This window comes from Vibrio sp. RC2502 (assembly GCF_054850435.1).
Genome location: NZ_CM141453.1, coordinates 2,741,070 through 2,759,285 on the forward strand (window position 1 = coordinate 2,741,070; position 18,216 = coordinate 2,759,285).

Here is an 18,216-nt window from a genome sequence, read left to right on the forward strand (position 1 = left end):
AAAAAATAAGGAGCCATGCGGCTCCTTATTTTAATCGATATTGGATTCTACTTAATATTGAAACGAAGTGCTCTCGCCTCAAATTATAGATCGTCGATGTAACCCAGTGAGCGTAGTGCACGTTCGTCATCTGCCCAACCAGACTTCACTTTAACCCAAGTCTCTAGATAAACTTTACGACCGAACAACTCTTCCATATCCAGACGTGCTTCACGACCAATGGTTTTGATCTTCTCGCCGCCTTTACCAATAACCATCTTCTTCTGACCATTACGTTCAACAAGAATCAGGGCGTTGATATGGAAACCGTCGGTTTCTGGGTTGTAATCGAAACGCTCAATCTCAACCGTTACAGAATATGGCAGTTCATCACCAGTAAAGCGCATTAGCTTTTCACGTACGATTTCTGAAGCCATGAAACGCTGAGAGCGATCCGTTACGTATTCTTCAGGGAAGTGATGCGTCGCTTTCGGCAGGTGATTACGTACGTGCTTGCGCAATACATCAATGTTCTTACCTTGCTTCGCAGAGATTGGCACTACATCGACAAAGTCCATTTTTTTAGACATTTCAGCCATGTATAGCATCACTTCATTACGATCTTGCACGTTATCGACTTTGTTAACACAAAGTACAACAGGGAAGTTCGATTTCTGAAGCTTGGTCAACACCATCTCGTCGTCTTTAGTCCAATGGGTACCATCGACCAAGAAGAAAACTAGGTTCACGTCACTCAACGATGAGTTTGCTGCGCGGTTCATCAAACGGTTGATTGCACGTTTTTCTTCAATGTGAAGTCCTGGTGTATCAACGTAAATCGCTTGGTAATCGCCATCTGTGTCGACGCCCATGATGCGGTGACGCGTCGTTTGTGGCTTACGTGACGTGATCGAAATCTTCTGACCTAGAATTTTATTCAGAAGCGTCGATTTACCCACGTTAGGACGACCAACAATGGCAATGAAACCACAATGCTGGTTTTCCGGTGAGCTCACCTCACCATGTGATGCGAAAAACGCATCGATGTCGAATTCGTTATCAGCCATTAGTTAATTGCTCTAGTGCTGTTTCTGCTGCCGCCTGTTCTGCCTTGCGGCGGCTGGTGCCTTTACCGATTACAGGCTTATCCACACCTGCTACTTCGCACTCAACCGTAAACTCTTGGTTGTGCGCTTCACCTTTAATATTAGTCACTGTGTAGACAGGCAGCGGTTTTCTTCTGCCTTGCAGGAACTCTTGTAGGCGAGTTTTTGGGTCTTTTTGTGATACGCCAGGTTTGATGGCTTCAAGACGCGAGTTGTACCAACTCAGAACAATACTGCGTACTTTCTCAATATCACTATCTAGGTAAATCGCACCAATAATGGCTTCTACCGCATCGGCTAGAATAGAGTCTCGGCGGAAACCGCCACTCTTCAATTCACCTGGACCTAATTTTAAATAATCTCCTAGATCGAATTCACGACCCAGTTCCGCCAATGTGTGCCCACGTACCAGAGTAGCGCGCATACGGCTCATGTCACCCTCGTTCACTTTCGGAAAACGATGGTACAGATCATCAGCGATGACAAAACTTAAAATTGAATCGCCCAGAAACTCAAGACGTTCATTGTGCTTGCTGTTGGCGCTGCGGTGAGTCAGCGCCAAGTTGATAAGCCCAGCATCCTTAAATTGGTAGCCGAGCTTTCTCTCTAGTTTATCAATTGGAGAATTCATACTCTCTCGATATTAAATAGTTAGTGAATACCACCGATGCGGTTGAAACGCACACCAGTTGGGATCCATGAAGGTAGAACGCTATCTGCGCCACGATCAAACTCAAAGCTGATCCAAATGGCAACAGCTTTGCCGACAAGGTTAGCTTCAGGAACAAAGCCCCAGTAACGGCTGTCTGCACTGTTGTCACGGTTATCACCCATCACAAAGTACTGACCTTGTGGTACCACCCATTCAGTTGTACCGCTACGTGGGAAGTATTGCTCCACACGGTTACGTACAAGTGGGTTAACCAAAATATTGTGCTCAACGTTACCCAATTTCTCATCCAGTTGGATCATTGGGATACCGTTTGATTTGAATTGACTCTCTTCTACATTGCTCAGTTTAACAGGCTTACAGCTGGATTCGCCTTGGCTTTGAATGCACAACTGCTTATCACCAGAATAACGAACAATGTCACCCGGCAAACCAACGACACGTTTAATGTAATCAACGCTTGGTTGAGGTGGGTATTTAAAGACAACAATATCACCACGTTCAGGCTTACCAGTTTCCACTAGCTGAGTACGCCATACTGGGTCTTTTAGACCATACGCGTACTTCTCAACTAAAATGAAATCACCAACCAGCAAGGTTGGCATCATTGAGCCTGACGGGATTTGAAACGGTTCATAGATAAAAGAACGTAATACTAAGACGAAAGCGATAACAGGGAAAATAGACACACTGTTTTCAATCCACCATGGCTGGCGCTCCACTTTCTGTAGAGTGACCGCATCCAAACCATTTGTAGTTTGCGCTTGAATCTCCGCTACTTTCGCTTGACGTTTTTTTGCAAACACCAGCTTTTCCAGTAGCCAAACTACACCCGTTACCAAGGTGACGATAACCAGCATCAGTGAGAATGTATTCGCCATTAAATTCCCTTATCTAAAAATACGAAAGTGAAAGAGCCTAAACCCTTTCACTTATTTAAGTTCTAACGTCTTATGACCAACAACAGTGGGACAAAGTTCAACTCTAATCTTTGCCGACGTGAAGAATTGCTAGGAACGCTTCTTGAGGCAGTTCAACGTTACCGATCTGCTTCATACGTTTCTTACCTTCTTTCTGTTTCTTCAGAAGTTTCTTCTTACGACTCACGTCACCACCGTAACATTTTGCGATTACGTTTTTACGTAGCTGCTTAACGGTAGAACGCGCAATGATGTGGTTACCAATAGCCGCTTGAATCGCGATATCGAACATCTGACGAGGGATAAATTCTTTCATCTTCTCAACCAGCTGACGACCACGAGTCTGAGACTGATCTTTGTGCGTGATAAGCGCTAGAGCATCCACTTTGTCGCCGTTCAATAGTACGTCTACGCGTACCATGTTTGACGCTTCAAAGCGTTGGAAGTTGTAATCCAGAGATGCGTAACCACGTGACGTAGACTTCAGACGATCGAAGAAATCGAGTACTACTTCTGCCATTGGAATATCGTAAGTTACTGCCACTTGGTTACCGTGGTAAACCATATCAACTTGGAGACCACGCTTCTCCACACACAGTGTGATCACGTTACCTAGGTAATCAGAAGGCACCAAGATGTTACAACGCGCAATCGGCTCACGAATCTCTTCGATGTCGTTAATTGCAGGTAGCTTCGCTGGGCTATCAACGTACAGTAGCTCACCATCCGTTTTCTCAACTTCGTAAACTACCGTTGGCGCTGTGGTAATCAGGTCGAGATCGTATTCACGCTCTAGACGCTCTTGGATAATTTCCATGTGCAGCATGCCAAGGAAACCACAACGGAAACCAAAACCAAGCGCTGCTGAGTTTTCTGGTTCGTAGAATAGCGATGCATCGTTTAGGCTCAATTTACCCAGTGCGTCACGGAAGTTTTCGTAATCGTCAGATGATACAGGGAACAGACCCGCGTATACCTGAGGTTTCACTTTCTTAAAGCCAGGAAGTGGCTTGTCGCTGCCGTTTTTCGCTAACGTTAGCGTATCACCTACTGGTGCGCCTAGGATGTCTTTAATACCACAAACAACCCAACCTACTTCGCCAGTATTTAGAACATCAGTATCCACTTGCTTAGGTGTAAAGATACCCAAACGGTCTACACCCCAAGCTTGGCCTGTGCTCATTACTTTGATCTTGTCGTTCTTCTTCAGTGAACCGTTTTTGATTCGTACCAAAGATACTACGCCAAGATAGTTATCAAACCATGAGTCAATGATCAGCGCTTGTAGCGGCGCATCAGGATCACCTTCTGGCGCTGGAATTGCTGATACGATGTTTTCTAGAACGTCCTCAACACCCAGACCTGTCTTCGCAGAACAGCGTGTTGCGTCCATCGCATCAATACCAACGATTTCTTCAATTTCTTCAGCTACACGTTCAGGATCAGCGGCTGGCAAGTCGATCTTGTTTAGGATTGGCACTACTTCCAGATCCATTTCGATCGCGGTGTAACAGTTAGCAAGTGTTTGCGCTTCTACACCCTGACCAGCATCAACAACCAATAGCGCGCCTTCACAAGCCGCTAGAGAACGTGATACTTCGTATGCAAAGTCTACGTGTCCCGGAGTATCGATGAAGTTCAGCTGATAAGTTTCACCGTCTTTAGCGGTGTAGTTTAGCGTCACACTCTGAGATTTAATGGTGATACCACGCTCACGTTCAAGATCCATAGAATCCAGAACCTGTGCGGCCATTTCACGATCGCTTAATCCTCCACAAACTTGGATTAGACGGTCTGATAGGGTCGACTTACCATGGTCGATGTGGGCGATAATCGAAAAGTTACGAATGTGCTTCATAGATTTAGGGTGACTAACTCTTTACAAATTGGGACAGTAAGAAAGCCATCATTTGACGGCATTTCAATCAAGTTGGCAGATTCTACCGAATTTCGTTAACGGGCGCACCTAATTTAAAGTGTAGAGCTTATTGGATAGGTTCACCGAGAACTCGAATGAGGGTGACTTGGCGTTTTGACTCATCTTCAAGCGGTTTTGATAGGCGTTTTGCGAACCACATACCACCGCCTGCAAATAGCACGGATGCGAGAATAACAATGCCTTCTCCACCAGCGGTCAAAGGAGTCAGTAAGAAATGACCAACCATAGCACCAAGAATCAAACCAAATAAAGGCAGTAGATACACTGCCATGGCTGACTTGATAAGGCTGGATTCAGGAAAGCCGATTTCCACGACTTGACCGACTTGCACGTTTTTTTCTGTGCGCAGATGCCACGACAGGCTCTTATTACCTATCGCTTTAGTGACAACACCTGTGCCACAACTTTTTTGCGAGGAGCAACTGCTGCAACTCGTTTGCTGCTCGCAGCTTAAATCTATCTCGTACTGCTTACCGTGACGCTCTACTCCGATCACGGTAGCTAACGCAGTCATCATTATTGCTTACTCTTTGTTACATTAAATGTGACAGATTGAGCAATGCGCTGCGCCGTAGCTGGCGGAATATCTCCGACCACAGAGATTTCATAATCACCATTAACAAAACTGTGTAAGGTTCTACGGCCTTGACGAACCAGTTGTCCTTTTAATGAATGCTCATCTTTGTTTGCTACGTAAACAGAGAAGTTGAACAAGCCATCAGAATACAACTGACTTTCTACCATTTGGTCTGTTGATGCCATACGGTAGCGGTTGAGATCGTTTGGATGAAAACCGTCTGGAGTCCAGCCCACAGTCCAATTGCTCGTGCCAATTTCACCTTTCGGCATTGTAAGCACAGCAGGAAGTTGAACGTCTTCAAGGCCGCTCATCAACTCTGCAATTTTAGGGTTTACTGTGTAAGAGATCGTGCGGTATTGCTCTAGCATCTCGCCATCACGATCGACAAGATCGGCGCGAAGTGGCAATTTGCTCTTTTCGTCAATCCAAAGGACATAGGAATAACGTAGTCCGTCTTTCGGCACAATGCGTAATACCTGAGTTGGAACACCGGCTTCACGCGCACGCCCTACTTGAACGTAGTCGTAATACAGGTTTAGCTCGTCGATATTGGTGTTAAGCATCGGTATCGTTGGTGCAACCATTTTGCCTGATTCGATAGTGAACGGTTCCACGCCAGTTTCGATATAACTCACTTCTGTTCCGCGACGAATCACCTCACGTACAGGTCCACTTAAATAAACAAGATGAGCGTACTGATCTTCGCCGTGTGTCGCGTGACGATACAGCAAAGGCTCAATGCTGTTCTTTTTGATAAGGATGTAAGAAAGTTCGTAACTTAAATTCTTACTCGCCTCGCTCATTTGATGCAATAAAGCCTCCGCCGGCTTATCACCAGCAAAGGCTTGCGAAGACATCATACTGAACAGAGCGCAAGCGCTGATCAGAAATTTTTTCATTCACTATCCGGAGTCAGATGCGCATCTTGCTGAGATGCGTCACTGTTAATTCTTAACTGCAATTCGTAGTCACGCAGCATAGCATGAACGCGTTTACGTTGCTCCTGCATATTTGCCTCACCCACTGAGCGCTCTACGGACTCACGAGTTAAGCTCACAGGTTCAGCACTGCCTGCAAACGGAACGGTTTGCAAAACTGGTAACTGTTCAGCTTGTGGCGACATTGGATCGCTACCACCGTATTGCTGCACACCTAAGATAACGACTAGCGACACACATGCAGCAACAGCGACTTGCCCAAACTGAGTTAACCACGCTGGCAACTGACGTTTGGCTTTTTGCGGTTCTGGTTGCGACTCTTTAGGCGCATCAGCGATTGAAATGACATTGGCACTGCGCGAATCGATCGCACGATGCACAGGTTCGTCTTCTAACGCTAACGCTACGCTTTCAGCAATATTCCACTCAGGTTTTGCTGGCGCCTCGCCTCGCATCACATCACCAATTAGGTGATAATTCTGCCAAGCTTCACGGCTCTCTTGGTCTTGCTCTAACTCTTGAATTAAAGCCTTATCGACCAATTCTCCATCCATGAGAGCTGAAAGTTGTTCTTTGTCAGCCATTGTTTTCACCATAGTTATTACTTGTACTAGCGCTGTAAAAGAGGTCTGATTTTCTTTTCCACCGCTTCACGAGCACGGAAGATACGTGAACGTACCGTTCCTACCGGGCAATCCATTACTTCAGCAATTTCTTCATAACTTAAGCCATCGAGCTCTCGCAATGTCATTGCTGTCTTTAAATCTTCAGGTAAAGCTTCGATTGCACTGAACACTACCCGTTGCAATTCTTTGGACAACGTTAAGTTCTCAGGGTTCGAAATTTCTTTAAGTGCACTACCTGTTTCGTAAAATTCAGCTTCTTCAGCATCAACATCTGTCGCTGGGGGTCTGCGCCCTTGAGCCACAATGTGATTTTTCGCAGTATTCACTGCAATGCGATACAGCCACGTATAAAACGCACTTTCCCCGCGAAAGCTAGGGATAGCTCGGTAAGCTTTGATAAAGGCTTCTTGTGCTACATCTGGTACATCGCCAGGATTACTAACGTATCTGGAAATAAGATTACACACCTTGTTCTGATACTTTGTTACCAGCAGGTTGAATGCTTGCTTATCACCATTCTGAACTCGCTCAATCAATACTTGATCGGTCAGCTGCTCGTTCATTCGAGCGGATACTCCTATTTGTTATGCCCCTACTCTTCTCAGATATGGGTACTAATTATGCAAAACGTAGTATTGACACCACTGCTTACTTGAGCACTATTGTGACTCCAATGTGAATGAGAAAGTTCCATGGTTTCTCAAGTTTTTTGTCATTGTTTTTTCACAGTGTGATGTCATGCGCCAAATCCCATGCACTGCCTGACTTATGTCTAATTTGACAAGCGAGCATATTAAAGGGAAATGGGTATAATGGATGATCTCTGTCCCAGATTGTGCTGGGTAGAAACTAGAAAAGCAATGAGATTGACAAACTATTACTTTTCATTTGCATGGCTATTGGCTGTCTGAATAACGCGTTTTCAACCAAAACTCAGAAAACAACCGTGTGTCATTAGGCCTCAATGACCTAAGCATGCAAAAAGAAGAGTGGCTCAAGTCACCAGAGTAACTGTGATTTAGATAAGTCTCCCAACTTAGCCCTTAGTGACGGATGTCACGCATATGGAATGCACATGGTGTGCAAATAATACACAAGGTAACGTTGTTACCTTAGCTTGGGATTATAAAAGTTATATGAACACAAATCGTGAACATGAATGTGATGTGTTAGTGGTAGGGAGTGGCGCTGCGGGCTTGTCGTTGGCTTTACGTGTCGCAAACCACTGTAAAGTAATGGTACTCAGCAAAGGACCGCGCAGCGAAGGGGCAACTTACTACGCTCAAGGCGGTATTGCCGCGGTGTTCGATGAATCCGACACCATTGAGTCGCACGTTGAAGATACCCAAATTGCCGGGGATGGTATCTGTGACGAAGAGACCGTGAGATTCATTGCAGAACACTCAAAAGAATGTGTGCAATGGCTGATTGACGGCGGTGTACCGTTTGACCGTGAAGACGATGATTCTGACGATGAACCTCGTTACCACCTAACCCGCGAAGGTGGCCACAGCCGCCGCCGTATTCTGCACGCCGCAGACGCAACCGGTATGGCAATGCAAACCTCATTGCAGGACAACGCCCACAACCATCCCAATATTCATGTTCTTGAACGCCACAACGCTCTGGACTTGATCACTGAAGATAAAATCGGTGGTGATAAAAACAAAGTCATCGGTGCCTATATCTGGAACCGAAACGAAGAGCACGTAGAAACCGTGCGCGCCAAATTTGTGGTTCTAGCGACAGGTGGCGCGTCAAAGGTTTATCAATACACCTCTAACCCTGATGTCTCATCGGGTGATGGTATTGCTATCGCGTGGCGAGCGGGCTGTCGAGTGGCGAACTTAGAGTTCAACCAGTTCCACCCAACTTGCCTTTACCACCCTGAAGCTCGCAACTTCTTGCTGACCGAGGCCCTTCGTGGTGAAGGCGCCTACCTTCGTCGCCCAGACGGCACTCGCTTTATGCCAGATTTTGATGAGCGTAAAGAACTCGCCCCCCGCGATGTTGTCGCTCGTGCCATCGACTTCGAAATGAAACGCTTGGGTGCAGACTGCATGTATCTCGACATCAGTCATAAACCAGCGGACTTCATCACCAAGCACTTCCCCACCATTTACTCGCGCTTGATGGACTTGGGCATTGATATGACCAAAGAGCCTATTCCAATCGTACCAGCTGCGCACTATACCTGTGGCGGCGTGATGGTGGATCAAAACGGTCATACGGATTTGAAAAACCTATACGCGATTGGCGAAGTGAGCTACACCGGCTTGCATGGTGCTAACCGTATGGCATCGAACTCACTGTTGGAATGTGTGGTTTATGCGTGGTCTGCTGCAAAAGATATTCTGAAACATCACACCAGCGTTGAGCTGCCTTCACGTGTTCCATGTTGGGATGAAAGCCAAGTCACCAACAGTGATGAAGAAGTTATTATTCAACACAACTGGCACGAACTTCGCCTGTTCATGTGGGACTACATGGGCATTGTGCGTACCGATAAGCGCTTAGAACGTGCATTGCGCCGCATTCAACTGCTACAACAAGAAACGCATGAGTACTACAGTAACTTCCGCGTATCTAATAACTTGTTGGAGCTGCGTAATCTACTGCAAGTTGCAGAGCTTATGGTTCGCTGTGCAATGCAGCGTAAAGAGAGCCGCGGCCTGCACTACACGCTTGATTACCCAAATCAACTGGAAAACAGCGGTCCGACAATTCTGGTACCAGCAAAGCAGTTAACCGATAATTAATATCGAATGTAACGCTTATCAACAGGGAGCTTTGGCTCCCTGTTTCATTTTCCATTGACGCAAAATCAAGGAAAGTTGCCGATAGCACCGTTCATCACAACTGTCTCGCCAAATCGTCACCATTTCACCCGACTCTAGCGTAAAGGAGAGTTTAAAAGGCAGCGTCGTCAGGTTGACGTGTTTGATATGCGAATTACTCGTTTCATTTTTTACCGTGCCGTCGCTGTGCACATACCAATGCCCTTGACTCGACAAAAGGACAAAGCCTGGATCACGTAGCTTGCTAGCAATCAGTAATAACAAATAAATCGATAATACGAGCGGAATGTCGGAAAGAGACACGGCCCAAGTCAAGCTTAAGAAAACGGTCAGATTGCTGACTTGAGCCGTAATTGAGGAAGATACGTTAAGATTAACGAACTTTGCTGAGGTTGTGGGCAACAATTTTATCAACCATTGCTGCGTGGCCTAGGTTCTCGCTACGACCATGTCCCATCACCCAAGTGAACAGATCTGGATCATCACATTCAAGCAGAGAAACAAATTCACGCTGTTCTTGTTCGTTCAGCGCATCAAAGCACTCTTCAAAAAACGGCATAATCACCACATCCAGCTCAAGCATGCCACGACGACAAGCCCATTTAATACGCGCCTTTTCTTCAGGAGTGTACATTCATTATTCCTTCATAGATGTCTTGTTATTAATGCGGAGTGTAACAAGGGATGTGCTACGTCACTAGTGTGCGGGTCACAATACGTTAAGTAACTTCAAGGTGTCAGATTCAAAGCTGGTCACTGATTCAACACCACTGAACCTCACATTTAGCAACAGCGAGCTCTTTCCTAATTATTCTGCCATGAAATCACGACAGAAAACGTCACCTATCCTTGATTGGCATACGTTGTGACGTTTCTTACTCAAGGTTGATTAGATTTCCAAATTACCGCTACATCTGAAAACTGAGCGGTTCTCGCTAAACCGAACACCTTAAGGTGACTTGGGCATATTGAAAGCTGACAAATGGTGAATCTGCATTTAACATAGCTGAAAAATATCTTCAAAAGGCATTGTAATCATGGAATGGCAAACTCGCTTTTCACCGCTCAACCTATCGACTCAAGATGCTCTACCAGAACTGTCTATCTCACGACTCGATCATCTAGGCATGATCACCATGGTAGGCGATGACAAAAAATCGTACCTGCATGGTCAAGTTACATGTGATGTGGTTTCTCTAGAAAAAGACCAATCAACACTCGGTGCGCACTGCGACGCGAAAGGTAAAGTGTGGAGTGTATTCCGCTTGTTCCATCATGGTGATGGCTACGGCATGATCCAGCCGAAATCTGCGATTGAAATCGAACTGAAAGAAATAAAAAAATACGCCGTATTTTCCAAAGTCACGATTGAAGAATCTAACGATGTGATTCTTGGCGTTGCAGGTGTCAACGCCGATGCGTTTGTGTCTGCTTTAAATGAAGATGCCGGTGATGTACGCATCATCAATGGCGGCACTGCGGTAAAAGTAGAGGCGAACCGTTGGTTACTTGTTGTGACAGAAGAAGCGGCGCAAGCACTGATCGAAAACAGCGATGCTACGCTGACAACACACGAACTTTGGACTCGTTTCGACATTGAATCAGCACTGCCATACGTTTCTGCCACAGCGCAAAACGAGCACATTCCACAAGCCTTGAACATTCAAGCCCTAGGTGGCATTAGCTTCACTAAAGGCTGTTACACAGGCCAAGAAACCGTAGCTCGAGCGAAATACCGCGGCACAAACAAGCGCGCTATGTACATCGTGAAAGGCGTAACGTCGACCGCGTTAAACGATGATGCGATTGAACTAGAACGCAGCGTAGGCGACAACTGGCGCTCAGTCGGCACGTTACTGACTCACTATCAATTCAGTGATAACCAAGCTATGGGTTTGATCGTGTTACCAAATAATCTGGATGACGACACTCGCCTTCGTTTGACGTCTCAGCCTGATTGTGAATGGACCATCGCAGAATTGCCTTACAGCCTTGATGATGAATAATGCCATTCATACTCCTTTGATGCAGTTTCTTGCCGACCAAAACATCACGTTTCGTCTGCTTCCGCATCAAAGACCAGCTACAACAATTGAGGATGCCGCGCAACAACGCGGCATTCGCCCTTCTCAAATGGTCAAAGCGATATTGCTGCGAGACATGGGCAATCAATACGCCCTCGCCTGCGCCCCTGGTGATCGCAGTGTGGATCCAAAAAAGGTACGAGCTTTACTGCAATGTCGCCGCATGACTTGTGTCGACCAGGCCGATGTAGAAGCCATCACTGGTTATAAAATTGGCACTGTGACGCCGTTATTACTCAAACGACAGATGCCGATTGTGTTTGACCCAAGCTTATTGGAAGAACGTGAAGTCACCATCAGCAGTGGGGACCGCATGGCAGGGCTGGCGTTATCCATCGACGATTTGGTTCAGTTGTGCCACCCAACCGTGGCCGAAATCTGTCGTTAACATCCAATTCATAATGCAATAAAGCGCAGTGTTCTCATCACTGCGTGATCTCCCTCATATCTATAAAAACACGCCAAAGAATTTTTAATCAAAATTAAAACATAAATAGTCACCATTATAAAACTCGTATATGCTGATTCTGTTGGTTAAGTTTTCAACAAGCACTTAACCAACATAAAGTGAATCGGCTGACAGGCATGACCACGCTCGTGATGTCAGCTATCCACTTTTGTGTAATGCATCTGTGACTATTCGCCCGCTCAAGCGGGCTTTTTTTTTGCTTGGAACTTTTTTCAAGCAGTCTCATCTAATCTTGTGTAAGCAAGCTATAACACTTAGATAGAAGGTGTAGGTTTGAAAAGGAAACAATTAGCAAACAATCATTTTCCTTCTATTCTTATTTCTGTAACAAAACTATTGCTTAATGCACCACGTATGAAGGAGAACAGAAACATTTGGGTTCCTTCCAGTGTAATTTTTTGGGGTAATCCTCACGCTATTTGAGATATCAGTCTGTCAATTTGTCTAAGGCAGCACAATTCTCCAAAGCGATACATTTCACCTGTACTTAATACTATTGCTGTCACAATAATTTTTACGTCCAAAACGTAGAATAACTGGGCTAGGTAAGAGAAAAGGAAAGTAAATATGAGACTGTTTAAGCGCTATACACCAAGTATGATTGCTAAACATATAAGTCGTCTTTTTAAGGGAAGAATCTATATTTACGGGGTCGGAAGATTCGAGTTTGATAACGGTAAATTGATACTACCGGAAAAAGCGGAGCAACGTCATTTTCGAGCGGTAAAAGAGATTAACCAAGAAATAATGAAACTCCGATGCGCATACGCTTAGCACTTCATCGATGTCAAAAAGACAAGTAAAACAAAGGCTGGATTATCCAGCCTTTTGTGTTTTTAGGTAATGTAACTCAGAGCTATTGGCGAGCCAGTTCTGGTAGGTGCCCCTTCAAACCCAGCGCACGCTTCATGATCTCATCTTTAGCGCCCGGTAGTTGTCCCGCTAAACTCAAGCCAATACCGCGAACCAGTTTTTTCGCTGGATGGTCACCAGAGAATAAATCACGGAAACCTTGCATCGCCGCAATCATCTTCGCCGCTTCAGCCTTACGCCAACGCTCATAGCCACGCAGATTGCGTTTACTACCAATGTCTTGCCCTTGTTTCCAAAGAGTCAGTACTTCTTGCGCCAGACTGGCTGCATCCAATAAGCCGAGATTCACGCCTTGGCCTGCTAATGGGTGGATGGTATGAGCCGCATCGCCAACCAGTGCAACACGCTCAACTACAAAGTCTCGGGCATAACGCATTTTTAGCGGAAACGCCGCTCGCTCTCCCACCACTTCACACACGCCTAAACGAGCATCGAATTCGCTGGTTAGCGTTTTGTTGAACGCTTCATCGCTCATGACCAGCAATTCTTCCGCTCGGTTTGGCTCTGTCGACCAAACGATAGAACACATGTTTGGTTGAGACATTGGCAAGAATGCCAAAGGCCCGTGAGGTGTAAAAATCTGACGCGCGATGCTGTGGTGCGGATCCGCTGTTTTCACATTAGCAACCAACGCATGGTGACCGTAGTCCCAATGCGTCAAAGGAATATCCATCTGGTTACGCAGCCACGAATTCGCGCCATCTGCGCCCACCACCAGCTTCGCTGTCATCGCTTGGCCGTTATCGAGCGTTAACCAACTCTCTTGTTCACCAACCGCGAGTGTCGCACAGCGCGCTGGCATGAATAGCGTCACATTCTCTAGCTTTTGCACTTGTTCCAACAACGCTAACTGAATCACGCGATTTTCAACGATGTGACCCAAATCAGGTTGCGCCATACTTTGTGCATCAAACTCTATTTTTGCGAAGCTGTCTTGCTCCCACACTTCCATACCGTAGTAAGGTGAAGCTCGGCGTTGCTCAATACCCTGCCAAGCTCCTAGCTTACGTAAAATGGTTTCACTTGAGCGGCTCAGTGCAGAAACTCGCACATCAGGCAGTTCATTCAACGTTTCATCTGGCACGTTACCTTCGATCACGGCGATACGCAGGTCACTGTCTTTGAATGCGGCGGCAAGCGCCAACCCAACCATCCCTCCGCCGATGATGGCGATATCTACACTTTGCATCATTGCTATTTATTACCTAATAACTGGTTGTTACCTAGTTTGTTGCAGTCAATCATCGTTTCACTAAACCAAGAGTATGGCGCAAGAGCGGCTGCTTAAAAATAGAAAGGTTATCCATCGCGGCTAAGGCTGTATTTCGCCCAATTCGCATCGCGAGTAAATCGTTCGAAAAAACATGGACTAACGAGCTTGTTAGCCAAATGGTTTCGTTGCGGTCTGCTTCTCGGCGTTGACTAAAGCGGATCAGGCCTTGGTAACGCCCAACATCTTCACCTTGCTTGACCAATTCCTCAGCGAGAGTGACCACGTCTCGGATCCCCAAGTTGAAGCCCTGCCCAGCAATCGGATGCAGCGTTTGTGCTGCGTTACCGACTATCGCAAAACGGTGTGAAATATTTTGCTTACGGTGACGAAGCAACAACGGATAGCTCGCACGGAGGCCCACTTTTTGCATCGCACCTAATCGCCAACCAAAATCTTGCTGAAGCCGTTCAAGAAATTCGCTTTCAGACAATTCCATTACAATTTGAGCTTCATCAGGGCGTAAGCACCACACGAGCGACATTCGATTATCACTCATTGGCAGCAGGGCAACTGGGCCGTTTTCAGTAAAACGCTCAAATGCGCGACCTTGATGCGGCTCTTGAGTCACAATATTGGCAATTACGGCAACTTGGTCGAAATCATGCTCAGAAAGCTCCAAACCAATTTGCTGACAACATTGCGAAACCGCACCATCGGCGGCAACAAGTAATTTCGCATTAAGCAACTCACCACTAGCAAGCTCAATCGTCACATTTTCTTGAGTTCGGGTAATGTGCTTCGCGGAGTCTGGGCAGTACAAATCGATAGCGGTACTGTGAGTCAGCAATTCTTGGTAAACACGACCAACATCGGCTAACTCTACGACATAACCTAACGCTTCAACGCCAACGTCGTGCTTAGTGATGTCCGTCATTCCCGCATGAGAACGATCAGACACATGGATGTGTTCAATCGGGGTCGAAAAAGGTTCAATCGCAGACCATAACTCTAAGTGACGCAGCAGGTTAACCGTACCATAAGACAAAGCAATCGAGCGCGAATCAAAGCCCGGATGCTGATCAGATTGCGCTTTAAACGGTTCAACAACGGCAACACGCAAAGCCCCTTGAGACAAATGCTCAATCGCTAAAGCTAGTGTAGCCCCAGCCATGGCACCACCAGCAATTACTACGTCATATTGCTTCATGTTAACCTCTGGTCTATCTAGATTAATGGATCGTCGGTTTGCTTTCGCTGCTTTCTGGGCGAGCTCCGAACTCTGCATGAATGGTAAGTACGCAAGCTTTCACGTGTTCAATGACTTGTTCCAGCAATTGTGCTTGTTCACCAAAGTCGTCATCTTCATCAATGCCTAACTTGGCAATTTCTTCTAGGTCAGCCAACGCTTCTTTTGCATCATCCGATGCATTGTTCAGCGCAATGCCTGCTAAACCAAGACCAGAGATAAAGTGATTCACAAAATCAGACAAGCTATCTGCCAACGCGAATAAACCCTCTTCGCCCGACTCATCCGGCAGAAGTAGTGACAGCTCCATGGATGAACCCGTTAGCTCGTTCGCCGTCACTTTGAAGACCGTCTGTGCAAAAGCTAACGCAGTCGTTGGCCAGCCCATGCCATCATTGGTGTAATCGAATAGAATTGGTTGCCAGGTTTGATCGTTAATCGCCAATCCACCACTTAGCATACCGACAAGCAAACCGTGCAGCTCCGCAGGCGTCACAGCTAAACTTGCAGATTGTAGCTCTGCAGCAATAGATTGATATTCTGGAAGGGTGATTTCACTCATAACTTGGCTCATTCTTGCGTAATAATGTATCGACATATCCTACCATCAAGGTTAGTCGTCTGAAACGGCTATCAAATTCAATTTTGAACACCATTTGCTCAATTTGCCCAATTCCTGTGTGATCACGTCATCATTTCTCTTTCTGTGATGGGAAATGCTTGAATCTTAATAACGGTTTTCCTATAGTTTCCTCCTCGGTAGTTGCACGTAGCAACACCTTAGATAGCGCGAATATAGAGTTTATTCATCATGAGCAATCAAGCGATCGACGTAGAAATACTAGGCAAAGTTACACGAGTAAATTGTCCAGCAGGGCAAGAAGAGTCTCTCGTTGCAGCAGCAAAAGATCTTGATCGCCGATTGAAAGAGATGAGCGAACGTACTAAGGTAACCAATGAAATTCAACTGCTGACGTTTGCTGCATTAAACATTTGTTATGAGTTGCACACCAAGTCATACGAATCAAACGGTCAACAGCAAGAAATTACTGAGCGCATGGAAAAGCTCACCGCGTCTTTAGAGAACGCACTAAGCAAAGTTACGCAAGGACAGCCGTAGATACAAAATTTACCCTGGGGTGTTCGTCAGACGGATTTAAGTCCCTGAGCCGATAAGCAATACCAAAGGGTTAGTACTTGATAGCTATTGAGCAAGCTTGGCATGCACCGAGAAGCCTACGGTTATCATTGCTGATCCGCCTTGAACCAGCTGGTTCAAGGGCCACAATCCTCAACGGCACCCTGGGGTATTCCTTTATGTCATCACAATCCATATCATCACGCTCCCGGCAAGACTTCCGCAAACTTATCCGTGAAAAACGCAACGCCTTGTGTAGCGATACGCAGTTTCAAGCGGGGCTAGACCTAGTTACTCAATTCGCCCAACTTCCAGAAATCCAACAAGCGCAGAACATTGCCATTTATCTCTCTGCCGATGGTGAACTCGATACGAAGCCACTGATTGAATGGTTATGGCAACAGGGAAAGTCGGTGTATTTACCCGTCATCCATCCGTTCTCAAAAGGCCAGTTATTGTTTCTTCAATACGTGAATGAAGATCAACTGGTCTACAATAAGTACCGCATTCTCGAACCAAAGCTCGATATTCGCCACCTTCTTCCCGTCAAACAATTAGATGTAATCTGCACGCCTTTGGTCGGCTTCGACAGCATCGGGCACCGCTTAGGTATGGGTGGAGGCTACTACGATCGCACTCTTTCTCATTGGTTCAAGACAGGAGAAGGTGCCAAACCGATTGGCATTGCTCACGATTGCCAGCATGTAGAACGCTTACCAATTGAAAGCTGGGATATTCCATTACCTAAGATCGTGACTCCAAGCCAAATATGGCAATGGGAAAAGTAACGCTTAGCCGCTATAATCACGCCCGCAAACGTTAACGAACATCTATTCAGGAGATTGGCATGACTCAAGATGAAATGAAAAAAGCGGCTGGTTGGGCAGCACTTAAATATGTTGAGAAAGGCAGCATTGTCGGTGTTGGCACAGGCTCTACCGTGAATCACTTCATCGATGCACTAGGCACTATCAAAGATGATATCAAAGGTGCAGTGTCTAGCTCAGTTGCTTCTACAGAGCGTCTAAAAGAGCTTGGTATTGAAGTTTTTGAGTGCAACGACGTAATTAAGCTAGACGTATATGTTGATGGCGCAGACGAAATCAACCCTGCGCGTGAAATGATCAAAGGTGGCGGTGCAGCGCTAACTCGTGAAAAAATCGTTGCAGCAATCTCTGAAAAGTTTGTATGTATCGTTGACGACACGAAAGCGGTTGACGTACTTGGCCAGTTCCCTCTTCCTGTGGAAGTGATTCCAATGGCACGTTCTTACGTTGCTCGTGAGTTGGTGAAACTTGGTGGCGACCCTGCATACCGTGAAGGTGTTGTAACGGATAACGGCAACATCATCCTAGATGTACACAACATGCAAATCACCAACCCGAAAGAGATGGAAGACAAAATCAACGGCATCGCGGGTGTGGTAACGGTTGGTCTTTTTGCTCACCGAGGTGCTGATGTTGTGATCACTGGCACGCCAGAAGGCGCAAAAATTGAAGAGTAAATAACAGCCATGAATCGGTCTATCTGATTCAGTTTTCTGTTATTTCATTACAGACGGTGCTGCAAGGCACCGTTTTTTATTCCTTTCTCTAAGAAAATTATCTCTTATTCCGTAATTTTCTTACCCAAAGCAA

General features: G+C 46.0%; 20 protein-coding genes and 1 other RNA gene. 8 read left to right on the forward strand and 13 right to left on the reverse strand.

The genetic code is table 11. The features are described 5' to 3' along the window. Positions 1-83: 83 nt before the first annotated feature. The 8 genes from era to rpoE form a co-directional block, all read right to left on the reverse strand. On the reverse strand, positions 84-1,046 hold the full coding sequence (era, locus tag ACYJZR_RS12695; protein WP_406966429.1) for a GTPase Era: 963 nt from the start codon (positions 1,044-1,046) through the stop codon (positions 84-86). Then, positions 1,039-1,716: a ribonuclease III gene (rnc, locus tag ACYJZR_RS12700; protein ID WP_005460683.1), complete on the reverse strand. Its 678-nt coding sequence runs from the start codon at positions 1,714-1,716 to the stop codon at positions 1,039-1,041. Before rnc ends, era begins: the two co-directional genes overlap by 8 nt. A 20-nt stretch (positions 1,717-1,736) precedes the next feature. Beyond that, positions 1,737-2,636, reverse strand: a complete 900-nt coding sequence (gene lepB / locus ACYJZR_RS12705) for a signal peptidase I (RefSeq protein WP_005460682.1) — start codon at positions 2,634-2,636, stop codon at positions 1,737-1,739. A 103-nt stretch (positions 2,637-2,739) separates the two neighbouring features. Continuing rightward, positions 2,740-4,533, reverse strand: coding sequence for a translation elongation factor 4 (gene lepA / locus ACYJZR_RS12710; RefSeq protein ID WP_005460681.1), 1,794 nt, complete (start codon positions 4,531-4,533; stop codon positions 2,740-2,742). A 127-nt stretch (positions 4,534-4,660) separates the two neighbouring features. Then, positions 4,661-5,131, reverse strand: a complete 471-nt coding sequence (locus ACYJZR_RS12715) for a SoxR reducing system RseC family protein (protein WP_025592730.1) — start codon at positions 5,129-5,131, stop codon at positions 4,661-4,663. Further along, the gene (rseB, locus tag ACYJZR_RS12720; protein ID WP_005490311.1) at positions 5,131-6,093 is read right to left on the reverse strand and encodes a sigma-E factor regulatory protein RseB; all 963 of its coding nucleotides are present in this window, start codon (positions 6,091-6,093) and stop codon (positions 5,131-5,133) included. The genes ACYJZR_RS12715 and rseB overlap by 1 nt, the downstream gene beginning before the upstream one ends. Continuing rightward, positions 6,090-6,716, reverse strand: coding sequence for a sigma-E factor negative regulatory protein (locus ACYJZR_RS12725; RefSeq protein ID WP_005481241.1), 627 nt, complete (start codon positions 6,714-6,716; stop codon positions 6,090-6,092). Before ACYJZR_RS12725 ends, rseB begins: the two co-directional genes overlap by 4 nt. Before the next feature lie 26 nt (positions 6,717-6,742). Beyond that, complete coding sequence (gene rpoE, locus ACYJZR_RS12730; RefSeq protein ID WP_005493913.1) at positions 6,743-7,321, reverse strand: RNA polymerase sigma factor RpoE; 579 nt, start codon at positions 7,319-7,321, stop codon at positions 6,743-6,745. Between the two features lie 573 nt (positions 7,322-7,894). On the opposite strand from rpoE, the gene nadB reads away from it, so the two are divergent. Then, positions 7,895-9,517 carry an L-aspartate oxidase gene (nadB, locus tag ACYJZR_RS12735; RefSeq protein WP_005490333.1) on the forward strand — a complete coding sequence of 541 codons (1,623 nt, stop codon included), beginning with the start codon at positions 7,895-7,897 and terminating at the stop codon, positions 9,515-9,517. An 18-nt stretch (positions 9,518-9,535) separates the two neighbouring features. On the opposite strand, the gene ACYJZR_RS12740 is transcribed toward nadB, so the two are convergent. Together ACYJZR_RS12740 and ACYJZR_RS12745 are read right to left on the reverse strand one after the other, a co-directional pair. Beyond that, on the reverse strand, positions 9,536-9,970 hold the full coding sequence (locus tag ACYJZR_RS12740) for a protein YgfX (RefSeq protein ID WP_074531431.1): 435 nt from the start codon (positions 9,968-9,970) through the stop codon (positions 9,536-9,538). Continuing rightward, a complete protein-coding gene (locus ACYJZR_RS12745; protein ID WP_086495209.1) occupies positions 9,930-10,190 on the reverse strand; it encodes an FAD assembly factor SdhE in 261 nt (86 codons plus the stop codon). The genes ACYJZR_RS12740 and ACYJZR_RS12745 overlap by 41 nt, the downstream gene beginning before the upstream one ends. A gap of 403 nt (positions 10,191-10,593) precedes the next feature. Between ACYJZR_RS12745 and ygfZ the strand changes: the two genes are divergently transcribed. The 3 genes from ygfZ (at position 10,594) to ACYJZR_RS12760 (ending at position 12,883) form a co-directional block, all read left to right on the forward strand. Next, positions 10,594-11,562 carry a tRNA-modifying protein YgfZ gene (gene ygfZ / locus ACYJZR_RS12750; protein WP_406966428.1) on the forward strand — a complete coding sequence of 323 codons (969 nt, stop codon included), beginning with the start codon at positions 10,594-10,596 and terminating at the stop codon, positions 11,560-11,562. After that, positions 11,555-12,028 carry an aminoacyl-tRNA deacylase gene (locus ACYJZR_RS12755; RefSeq protein ID WP_020835379.1) on the forward strand — a complete coding sequence of 158 codons (474 nt, stop codon included), beginning with the start codon at positions 11,555-11,557 and terminating at the stop codon, positions 12,026-12,028. The genes ygfZ and ACYJZR_RS12755 overlap by 8 nt, the downstream gene beginning before the upstream one ends. A gap of 648 nt (positions 12,029-12,676) precedes the next feature. After that, complete coding sequence (locus ACYJZR_RS12760; protein ID WP_005380970.1) at positions 12,677-12,883, forward strand: DUF1107 domain-containing protein; 207 nt, start codon at positions 12,677-12,679, stop codon at positions 12,881-12,883. 82 nt (positions 12,884-12,965) lie between these two features. Here the strand turns inward: ACYJZR_RS12760 and ACYJZR_RS12765 are convergent, their stop codons facing one another. From ACYJZR_RS12765 to ACYJZR_RS12775, 3 genes are read right to left on the reverse strand one after another with little or no spacing between them, the layout of a single operon-like run. Then, positions 12,966-14,174, reverse strand: coding sequence for an FAD-dependent 2-octaprenylphenol hydroxylase (locus ACYJZR_RS12765; RefSeq protein WP_025540925.1), 1,209 nt, complete (start codon positions 14,172-14,174; stop codon positions 12,966-12,968). Between the two features lie 49 nt (positions 14,175-14,223). Continuing rightward, positions 14,224-15,402: a 2-octaprenyl-6-methoxyphenyl hydroxylase gene (ubiH, locus tag ACYJZR_RS12770; protein ID WP_005493906.1), complete on the reverse strand. Its 1,179-nt coding sequence runs from the start codon at positions 15,400-15,402 to the stop codon at positions 14,224-14,226. Between the two features lie 22 nt (positions 15,403-15,424). Further along, positions 15,425-16,003: a YecA/YgfB family protein gene (locus ACYJZR_RS12775; RefSeq protein WP_005457285.1), complete on the reverse strand. Its 579-nt coding sequence runs from the start codon at positions 16,001-16,003 to the stop codon at positions 15,425-15,427. A 249-nt stretch (positions 16,004-16,252) separates the two neighbouring features. Between ACYJZR_RS12775 and ACYJZR_RS12780 the strand changes: the two genes are divergently transcribed. The 4 genes from ACYJZR_RS12780 (at position 16,253) to rpiA (ending at position 18,083) form a co-directional block, all read left to right on the forward strand. Next, positions 16,253-16,561 carry a cell division protein ZapA gene (locus ACYJZR_RS12780; RefSeq protein ID WP_005484120.1) on the forward strand — a complete coding sequence of 103 codons (309 nt, stop codon included), beginning with the start codon at positions 16,253-16,255 and terminating at the stop codon, positions 16,559-16,561. Positions 16,562-16,569: 8 nt separating this feature from the next. Beyond that, positions 16,570-16,754, forward strand: a non-coding RNA gene (gene ssrS, locus ACYJZR_RS12785) — 6S RNA. Positions 16,755-16,773: 19 nt separating this feature from the next. Continuing rightward, complete coding sequence (locus ACYJZR_RS12790) at positions 16,774-17,367, forward strand: 5-formyltetrahydrofolate cyclo-ligase (RefSeq protein ID WP_024699283.1); 594 nt, start codon at positions 16,774-16,776, stop codon at positions 17,365-17,367. Positions 17,368-17,426: 59 nt separating this feature from the next. Beyond that, positions 17,427-18,083: a ribose-5-phosphate isomerase RpiA gene (gene rpiA / locus ACYJZR_RS12795; RefSeq protein WP_005493901.1), complete on the forward strand. Its 657-nt coding sequence runs from the start codon at positions 17,427-17,429 to the stop codon at positions 18,081-18,083. Positions 18,084-18,216: the final 133 nt, after the last annotated feature.